This window comes from Christiangramia marina (assembly GCF_048285865.1).
GTDB classification, from domain to species: Bacteria; Bacteroidota; Bacteroidia; order Flavobacteriales; family Flavobacteriaceae; genus Christiangramia; species Christiangramia marina.
The window spans coordinates 114,099-123,394 of the sequence record NZ_JBLVTK010000002.1 but is presented as its reverse complement, the minus strand read 5'-3'; the positions used below and the strand labels follow the sequence as shown (position 1 = coordinate 123,394).

Genomic DNA, 9,296 nt, shown 5'->3' with positions numbered 1-9,296 from the left:
CTGGCGCTGGCTAGCTACCGTGTTAGTCTGGGTAGAACTACAACGCAGCAAGATCTGAACCTGGCATTCGAAAATATTCAAACTGCGATCAATAGTATTAGAAAAACCAGCCTGGTATGAGAGAGATTGTTACGATTGTAGCAGAATATAACAAACTGAAACATGCACAAATAGCTTGTGTTCTGGCGACGGTGGTTCACGTGCAAGGTTCTTCTTATCGAAGAGCAGGTGCGAGAATGTTAGTAGATGAATTCGGCAATCTCACCGGGGCGATTAGTGGTGGATGTCTGGAAGGCGATGCACTTCGAAAAGCTCTGCATGCTATGCATCAGCAAAAGAATAAACTGGTTACTTATGATACAAGCGATGAAAATGATGCAATTATTGGCGCACAATTAGGTTGCAACGGCATCATTAAAGTGTTGTTTGAAGCGATCGATTTTGAAAATGAGCGAAATGCCTGTGAATTGCTTCAAACTGCCTCAGAAATTGAGGAAAATGCTTCAATTTTGATTGAATTCGATCTAAAAGAAACCAATTTACAACCTGGTACGGTTGCTTTGATCTATTCTGAAGATAAAATATTCTCTTCAGCTGAAATTGAACAGGTAATTTTATTTAAAGCTTCAGAAGTCATTCAGAAAAAGCGATCTGATTTTTTAAAGTTGGAGCGAAACGGCAACAGCTGTATGAACTATATCCAGTTTTACGAACCACCGATTAAGCTGGTTCTGGTTGGTGCAGGGAATGATGCAATGATTCTGGCTAACCAGGCAGAAATTCTGGGATGGAAAATCATTATTGCAGATGGAAGGCCAACTCATGCGAATACAAACCGATTTTCTTCAGGTTGCCAGGTGATCGTGACCAGGCCGGAAGATACTTTGGAAAAGATTGAGATAGATGAAAGAACCTGTTTTGCATTGATGAGTCATAATTACCATTATGATCTGGCGGTACTTCAATTATTGCTTAAAAAAACAGAAGTTCCTTATATAGGTATTCTTGGCCCGCTTAAAAAATGGGAACGCATGAAGGATGATCTGGATCACGCAGGGATTGAAGTTTCCAGTTTCGATGATGATCGAATTCATGCACCAATAGGCCTGGAACTGGGAGCTGAAACGCCAGCTGAGATCGGTTTGTCCATTCTGGCAGAAATTCAGGCAAAACTAACCGATTCCAGTGCTAAATCCTTGAAATTTAAAAATGCTCCAATTCACGAAAGAAGAACTTCAGAAATACCGAGTATTTAAGATATGAACGGGAAAAAATCAAATATTGCCGTTCTAATTCTCGCTGCAGGCTCTAGTAAGCGATTGGGAAAGCCAAAACAATTGGTGAAATTCAAAAATAAAACGCTGCTGCAACATAGCATCGATGTTTCTGAAGCTTTAGATCTTTCAGAAAAAATAATTGTTCTGGGCGCAAATGAGGAGAAAATTTTAAACGAGGTTGATCTTAAAAATCACAAACTTTTAATCAATAGCAACTGGCAGAAAGGCATGTCCACAAGCCTAAAAAAGGGATTGGAAGAAATTCGAAATTTGCATCCTACTATAGAGCATGTCCTCGTATTACTATCAGATCAGCCATTTATAAGTGAGTTGGTTTTACAGGAACTTATAGATAAACACTTAACGGCAAATTGCCTGGCAAGTTTTTCACAATACCAGGAAATTCCGGGTGTACCAGCTATATTTTCTAGAGAAATTTTCCCGGACCTGATGAGGATCGAAGGTGACCGTGGAGCGAGAGATTTGATTAAGAACGGATTTACTAATTACCAATTGGTGTCATTCGAAAAGGGTATTGTGGATATTGATACAGAGAAGGATTTGCAATTTTTAAAAAAATTAGAGCATGAAGCTTAAACTCAAATACTTCGGAAAGCTTGCAGAAACGGCAGGCTTACAGGAAGAATATAAAGAATTGGAAAGTGCCGATACACTTGCAGAACTCAAAAGAATAGTATTCGAGGAATATAAATTTGAAGATTCTGAGACCATTCAGGTAGCAGTGAATCAGCAACTTAATGAAAATAAAACTTTAAAAGAAGGAGATGAAATCGCATTTCTGCCTCCTTTTGCAGGAGGATGAGATACGACAGGCAAATAACTTTAGACGATATTGGGGTTTCCGGACAGGAGAAGCTCAGGAATGCCAGTATTTTAATTATTGGAATGGGCGGCCTTGGATGTCCCGCCGCCACGTATCTTGCAGGAGCCGGGATTGGCAGACTTGGCTTGCTTGATCACGACAGCGTGTCTGTTACAAATTTGCACAGGCAGACATTGTATGCTGAAGCTGATATCGATAGGAAAAAAGTAGAAGTTGCAGCTGAAAAATTACGGGCTTCAAATTCAGAAGTTTGCCTGGAGATCTACGATGAAAGACTGAATACTTCTAATGCCCGCAAGCTGATCTCGAATTACGACTTGATTATTGACGGAACCGATAATTTTGAAACCAAGTATCTGATCAACGATGTCTGCTTACTGGAAAACAAAACCTGGATCTATGCTTCGGTTTATAAACATGAAGGTCAGTGTTCTGTTTTCAACTACAAAGGTGGTCCAAGTTATCGATGTCTTTTTCCTAAGATAGCGCATGAGAATATAAGTTGCGAAGTTACGGGAACCCTTGGAATGTTACCTGGAATTTTCGGAATGTACCAGGCAATGGAAGCTGTAAAAATCATTCTTGGAATAGGAACAGTTTTATCTGGAAAACTAAAAATTCAGAATTTGATGTTTCAACACGATCAGCTTATTGAGATAAAAAAACGACCGGAGCAGATCGCAATGATACTGGAAAAAGGTATACAAAGTATGGTAACCAACTGTAGTTTAAAAGATACAGATCAATTTTACCTGGATGTTCGGGAATTGCATGAAGAGCCGTTGATCGAATCGAAAAATGTACTAAGAATTCCGCTTCAGCAATTGGAAAAGCGGGTGGAAGAAATTCCGAAGAATAAAGAAATACAGGTCTTTTGCCAGTCAGGAATTAGAAGTCTGCGAGCAAAGGAATTATTAGAAAATAAATTTCATTTTGGGAATCTTAAAAATGTTTCCGGTGGAGTTCAAACAATCATAAATGGATAAAAAAAAACCTAAAAAGGTATTTGTAGAGGGAGCAATTCCTCCAGAAAAGATCGCGAAATCCATCGCAAATCATCAGTCCAAGACCAATATTGGTGCACATAGTATCTTTCTTGGTCAGATTCGTGCAGATGAAGAAGATGCTAAAATTGTTCAGGCTATAGAATACAGTGCTTATGAAGAAATGGCAGAACAGGTTTTTCACGAAATAAGGGAAAGCGCGTTCTCGAAATTCGATATTACCTGCGCACATATTTATCATAGTATGGGTAGGGTGAATGCCGGCGAGATCTGTTTGTTCGTGTTCACATCTTCGGCACATCGTAAAATAGCAATAGAGGCATGTAATTTTTTCGTGGAAGAGATCAAAGCGAAAGCACCCATTTTTGGAAAAGAACTTTTTGAGGACGATTCTCACCAATGGAAAGTGAATAAATAATGGTAGACATCACACACAAAATAAACACGCTGAGAGAAGCAACGGCAGTGGCGGTTGTAAAAACATCTTCGGAAGAGACCATTAAGGCCATTCGAAATAATATGGTGCCTAAGGGAAATGTTTTCGAAATGGCTAAAGCTGCCGGACTTTTAGGGGTGAAGAAAACTCCAGATCTGCTTCCAGATTGTCATCCATTGCCGATCGAATATACCGGTATTCATTACGAGATAAAGAATCTTGAGATTCATATTTCTGTAGAAGTGAAAACTATCTACAAGACCGGGGTTGAGGTTGAAGCTATGCATGGGGCCAGTATCGTCGCTCTAACCTTATACGATATGCTGAAACCCATCGATAAACAGGTGGAGATTGGCAGTATAAAACTACAGCAAAAAAAAGGCGGTAAATCTTCCTTTAAAATTAATTCTGAAGGGATTACTGCAAGCATTATCGTATGTTCCGATACTATTTCGAAAGGGAAAGGCGAGGATAAGGCTGGAGAAATGATCCTTTCTAAATTGAAGGATCTGGATATTCCTGGCACAAAATCGATCATTGCAGATGAACCTTCAGAAATTGAAACAGCTTTGGAAAATGCCGAAGGAAACCTGGTAATTTTTACAGGTGGAACTGGTGTAAGCGATCGAGATAATACTCCCGAGGCAATTAGTAAGATGCTAGACAAAAATCTACCCGGTGTAGAAGAACAGATTAGAAGTTATGGACAACAACGTATGCCTTTTGCTATGCTGTCAAGATCTGTAGCAGGGGTGATGAACGGAAAGCTTGTACTTGCATTTCCAGGTTCCACCAAAGGCGCTGCAGAATGCATGGACGCCATATTTCCGCATGTTTTGCATGCGTTCAAAGTTTTAGAAGGAAAGAGACATGATTGAAGAAAGAAAGCAGATCGTAGATAATTTCGGAAGACCACATACCTATTTGAGGATCTCACTTACAGATCGTTGCAACTTGAGATGTTTTTATTGTATGCCTGAAGATGGAATTCAGCTAATGGACAAACCCAGTATTATGACCCTGGAAGAGATCATTAGTCTGGCAACCAGCTTTAGAGACCTTGGAGTGGATACTATTCGGCTTACGGGAGGTGAACCTCTGGTTCGCAAGAATTTTGGTTATCTCGTGGAGGAACTTTCCAAATTGGGAGTGACTTTAAAGATTACTACAAATGGTATTGTACTGGATAAATACCTCGATCTCTTTCAAAAAATAGGTTTGAAAAAGATCAATTTTAGTCTTGATACTTTAGATAAAGCAAGATCGATTTTTATAACCAAGCGGGATTTTTATGACCGCATAATGGTTAATTTGGAGAAGGCACTTGAGATGGGTATGCATATCAAACTTAACATCGTGTTGATAAAAGGAGTAAATGATGCCGAGATCAATGATTTTATTGCACTTACAAAGCATAAGAATCTAGTGGTGAAATTCATAGAATTCATGCCATTTAAGGGAAATGAATGGGACTGGAGCAAGGGAGTGAGTAAACAGGAAATACTGGATACAGTTGAGAAAAAATTTGGAGAAATTGAAGTACTCGAAAATCCTAAGCATAGTACCAGTACAAATTTTAAAGTGGCTGGTCATACTGGAAGCTTTGCCATTGTTAGTACCATCACTAATCCTTTTTGCAGCGAATGTAACCGGATTAGAGTTACTGCCGATGGAAAGATGAAAAACTGCCTGTTTGCCAATTCTGAAACCGATCTGCTAGGTCCTATGCGAGCCGGTGAAGAACTAAGCCCGATTATCTTAAATGCCATCAAATCAAAGAAACATTCCAGGGATGGGATGGATGTAAAGATGGATGCAGAGCATTATGAACAAAACCGGTCTATGATCTCAATAGGTGGATAATGGTAGAAATTAAAGGGGCATTAGAAATTATCAGGTCACAGCGTGTTCATCTGGATTCTGAAGTAGTAAGACTTAAAGATTCACTTGACAGAGTTTTGGCTGAAGATCTGAGAGCAGGTTGTGATCTGCCTGGTTTTAATAACTCGGCTATGGATGGTTATGCTTTGGGCGGACTTCAGCAGGCATATAAAATTGTTGGTGAAGTCGCTGCAGGTGATTCACAGGAGTTTATACTGAAGAAAGGTGAAGCTGTTCGAATCTTTACCGGTGCAAAAGTTCCGGAAGGATCTTCCGCAGTGATCATGCAGGAAAAAACGGAGGTAAAAGAGAACCTACTTATTCTTAAGGAGTTACCAAAAGAAGGTCAGTGCATTCGAAAAAAAGGTGAAGAGCTAAATAAAGATGAGCTGGTTTTTAGCAAGTCTTATCAAATTACCGCTGCAGGAATTGGGATGCTAGGTAGTCTTGGGCTCCATAAAATAAAAGTATTTAAGAAACCGATCATTCAGTTGATCACCACTGGGAATGAACTGGTCGCCCCGGGAGAATCATTGCAAGCCGGGCAGATCTACGAGTCCAACAGTGGTGCTATAGAAGCGGCATTGAAAAGCAAAGGATTTTCCAGTTCCGCAAGCATACAGATGGAGGATGATTTTGAATTGATCAAAACTGGAATTTCGGAAGCTTTAGAAAATACGCAAGTATTGATTCTTTCAGGTGGAATTTCAGTGGGAGATTACGATTTTGTAAAGCAGGCGCTGGAGGACAACGGGGTAGAAGAGCTATTCTATAAGGTAAAGCAAAAACCCGGAAAACCTTTATATTTTGGAAGGAAAGGAAATCAATTTGTATTTGCGCTACCAGGAAATCCCGCATCTTCTCTTAGTTGCTTTTATATTTATGTGTTACCGCTTTTACAAAAGCTCAGCGGACTTCCTGGTAAAGGTTTACTAGAACTTAATTTGCCAGTTTCCAAAGATTTCGAGAACAAGGGAGACCGTCCGGTTTTTCTGAAAGCTAATATTGATAATAACTGGGTAGAAATTTTAAACGCTCAGGGATCTTCCATGATAGGTTCAATGGCAAAAGGTAATGCCCTGGCCCATGTTGAAGCTTTCGAAAAAATAGAAAAAGGATCATTAATTAAAACATTACTGATCTCCTAACATGCCTCTGGAATACCTGCCATTGTTATTTTTCTTTATCGCGCTATTCTATAGTTCGGTTGGGTTTGGTGGAGGATCCAGTTACCTGGCTATACTTGGCCTCGTTATGGCCGATTTCTATGAAATTCGTTCTACCGCTTTGGTGTTGAATATATGCGTTGTTTCAATTAGCACCATTGTTTTCGCGAGAAACGGTGTCTTAAAACCTCGTATTCTCTGGCCATTTTTCGTACTGAGTATTCCCCTTGCCTATCTGGGTGCTCAGGTGAAACTATCACAGGCTATTTTCTTTATAATTTTAGGATTTGCACTTTTACTGGCGGGCGTTTTTATGTGTCTTCGATTTTGGAAATCTGCTCAGATATCTATGGAATTTACCAATCTTAAAAAGACAGTTCTGGGTGGAGGCATTGGATTGTTATCAGGCATTTCTGGTATTGGAGGTGGAATTTTTCTTTCACCTGTTCTTAATCTAATGCGTTGGAAAGATGCACGTATTATCGCCTCACTGGCTTCAGTATTTATACTCGTAAATAGTATAGCTGGATTAGTGGGACTTCATATGGCAAATACTTTTAAACTTGATACAGATCTGCTTTTAAAATTAATCATAGCTGTAGTTTTAGGGGGAATAATTGGTTCTTATCTAAGCAGTAAAAAATTCAATTTAAAAGTCCTCGGGGTTCTTACTGCTGTCCTAATTTTTTATGTTGGGCTTCGGCTAATCTTCAAGTTCGGACTAGATCTAAGTATCTAATATTTTCCAATTAATAATAAACTTTGGTTAAAAGGAGCTTCAAATTCCTTATTAACGCTGGCTGTTAACTTTTCAGTAACATTTGCTAAATCCGAATTCTGTAATTTTAAAGGGTAGACTTACCTCCAAAAATAATTACATGAAAGATTTAGACAAATGGAAAGCCAAGGTAGAGGCAGATGACTTCACCGATGATGAAAAGAAGGTTTTTGATGAAATGGGGCTGAAAGGCTCTTCAAGGCGAACCTTTTTAAAGCAGGTCTCAGTGGCGAGTATGAGTCTCTGGGCAACATCATATTTTACAAATGATTTGTTTGCCAGCAATATGGAAGACCTTCCGGAAGAAGTACGGGTTTTACTAAACGAAGTAAAAGTGAATTTGCAAGTAAATGATATGAGCAAACCACTGAATATCGATTCTAGAATGAGTTTGCTCGATGCGCTCAGGGAGCGTCTTGCTCTTACCGGTACAAAAAAAGGTTGTGACCACGGGCAATGTGGTGCATGTACGGTGATGATCGATGGTAAAAGAAAATTGTCCTGTTTAACTCTTGCAGCAACCTGCGATGAAAAAGAGATTACCACGGTAGAAGGTCTTGCCAGCGATGGTAAGCTTCATCCTATGCAGGAAGCCTTTGTGAAACACGATGGCTACCAATGTGGGTATTGTACTCCTGGACAGGTTTGTTCTTCTGTAGCATTACTCGAGGAGGCTAAAAATGGAGAAGCCAGTTATTTAACTGAAGATCTGAAAACGATCAAAAAAGACCTGAAACTTTCCGAAGCAGAAATCAGAGAGCGTATGTCTGGAAATATTTGCCGTTGTGGTGCTTACAATAATATTGTGCAGGCCTTTAAGGAGGTTCATTCCGGAGATAGTGAAATGCCAACCTGGGAATTTGCTACCCAGGAACAAATGGAGAATGCAAAGAACGCTTAATACCAACCAGATATGAGACCATTCACGTATACGAATGCTAAAAACACACAGGAAGCTTTGCAGGAAACTACTGCAACGACCCATTACCTGGCCGGAGGAACTAATCTGGTTGACCTTATGAAAGAAGATGTTGAACGTCCCGATCAATTAGTGGATGTTAATAATCTTGAATTCAATAAAATTGAAAAAAACCAATCTGGAGGCTGGAGTCTTGGAGCAATGCTAAGTAACTCTGATACTGCAAATCACCCGGAGATCCGTCAGAATTACCCATTATTATCCATGGCGATGCTATCTGCTGCGACTGCACAGATCAGGAATATGGCTACCAATGGAGGTAACTTACTGCAGAGAACCAGATGTCCCTATTTTTTCGAGACTTCGATGCCTTGCAATAAAAGAGAACCAGGTTCTGGCTGTGGCGCCATTGATGGAATGAATGCAGTGCATGCAATTTTTGGCTATAGCAAGGAATGTATCGCTACACATCCTTCAGATATGTGCGTTGCGCTTGCTGCGATGGGAGCAAAAGTTGAGGTTCAAACGACAGACGGTTCCAGTCGTAAAATTCCATTTAACGAATTCCATAGATTGCCCGGCGATAGACCTGAAAAAGATACTACTCTAGAAGAAGGAGAGCTTATAACTCAGATACATTTATCTTCTCCAGAATTTGCAGATAATTACTATTACCTTAAAATTAGAGAGCGTTCCAGTTATGCCTTTGCGCTTATTTCAGTCGCAGCAGGATTGTCTATTAAAAATGGGATGATTTCCAGAGTAGGTCTGGCCATGGGTGGAGTTGCTCATAAACCCTGGAAACTTTCAGAAGCTGAAGATTTTCTAAAAGGTAAGAAAGCGAATACTGAAAACTTCGAGAAGGCGGCTGAAATTGCTTTAAAAGACGCTAAACCATTTGAGAAGAATAAATACAAGGTCGAGATGGGTAAGAAAGCTATAGTGCGCGCACTGGAGCAGGCCACAAATCGAACAGCATAACCAATTTCAA

11 protein-coding genes are annotated in these 9,296 nt (G+C 39.8%); all 11 read left to right on the top strand.

Annotated features, from left to right (window positions below):
* The first annotated feature begins 116 nt into the window (after positions 1-116).
* Positions 117-1,256, top strand: a complete 1,140-nt coding sequence (locus tag ACNKXS_RS07060; RefSeq protein ID WP_417920258.1) for an XdhC family protein — start codon at positions 117-119, stop codon at positions 1,254-1,256.
* 3 nt (positions 1,257-1,259) lie between these two features.
* Complete coding sequence (locus ACNKXS_RS07055; RefSeq protein WP_417920257.1) at positions 1,260-1,874, top strand: nucleotidyltransferase family protein; 615 nt, start codon at positions 1,260-1,262, stop codon at positions 1,872-1,874.
* Positions 1,864-2,100 carry a MoaD/ThiS family protein gene (locus tag ACNKXS_RS07050; RefSeq protein WP_417920256.1) on the top strand — a complete coding sequence of 79 codons (237 nt, stop codon included), beginning with the start codon at positions 1,864-1,866 and terminating at the stop codon, positions 2,098-2,100. The genes ACNKXS_RS07055 and ACNKXS_RS07050 overlap by 11 nt, the downstream gene beginning before the upstream one ends.
* Positions 2,097-3,107: a ThiF family adenylyltransferase gene (locus ACNKXS_RS07045; RefSeq protein ID WP_417920255.1), complete on the top strand. Its 1,011-nt coding sequence runs from the start codon at positions 2,097-2,099 to the stop codon at positions 3,105-3,107. The genes ACNKXS_RS07050 and ACNKXS_RS07045 overlap by 4 nt, the downstream gene beginning before the upstream one ends.
* Positions 3,100-3,543 (top strand): molybdenum cofactor biosynthesis protein MoaE, encoded by a 444-nt coding sequence (locus ACNKXS_RS07040; protein WP_417920254.1) that lies wholly within the window; start codon positions 3,100-3,102, stop codon positions 3,541-3,543. Before ACNKXS_RS07045 ends, ACNKXS_RS07040 begins: the two co-directional genes overlap by 8 nt.
* Positions 3,543-4,439: a bifunctional molybdenum cofactor biosynthesis protein MoaC/MoaB gene (gene moaCB / locus ACNKXS_RS07035; RefSeq protein WP_417920253.1), complete on the top strand. Its 897-nt coding sequence runs from the start codon at positions 3,543-3,545 to the stop codon at positions 4,437-4,439. The genes ACNKXS_RS07040 and moaCB overlap by 1 nt, the downstream gene beginning before the upstream one ends.
* A complete protein-coding gene (gene moaA, locus ACNKXS_RS07030; RefSeq protein WP_417920252.1) occupies positions 4,432-5,424 on the top strand; it encodes a GTP 3',8-cyclase MoaA in 993 nt (330 codons plus the stop codon). The genes moaCB and moaA overlap by 8 nt, the downstream gene beginning before the upstream one ends.
* Positions 5,424-6,590 carry a molybdopterin molybdotransferase MoeA gene (locus ACNKXS_RS07025; RefSeq protein WP_417920251.1) on the top strand — a complete coding sequence of 389 codons (1,167 nt, stop codon included), beginning with the start codon at positions 5,424-5,426 and terminating at the stop codon, positions 6,588-6,590. Before moaA ends, ACNKXS_RS07025 begins: the two co-directional genes overlap by 1 nt.
* 1 nt (position 6,591) lies before the next feature.
* Complete coding sequence (locus tag ACNKXS_RS07020; RefSeq protein ID WP_417920250.1) at positions 6,592-7,347, top strand: TSUP family transporter; 756 nt, start codon at positions 6,592-6,594, stop codon at positions 7,345-7,347.
* A gap of 139 nt (positions 7,348-7,486) precedes the next feature.
* The gene (locus tag ACNKXS_RS07015; RefSeq protein ID WP_417920249.1) at positions 7,487-8,287 is read left to right on the top strand and encodes a 2Fe-2S iron-sulfur cluster-binding protein; all 801 of its coding nucleotides are present in this window, start codon (positions 7,487-7,489) and stop codon (positions 8,285-8,287) included.
* A 12-nt stretch (positions 8,288-8,299) separates the two neighbouring features.
* A complete protein-coding gene (locus tag ACNKXS_RS07010; protein WP_417920248.1) occupies positions 8,300-9,286 on the top strand; it encodes an FAD binding domain-containing protein in 987 nt (328 codons plus the stop codon).
* Positions 9,287-9,296 lie beyond the last annotated feature (10 nt).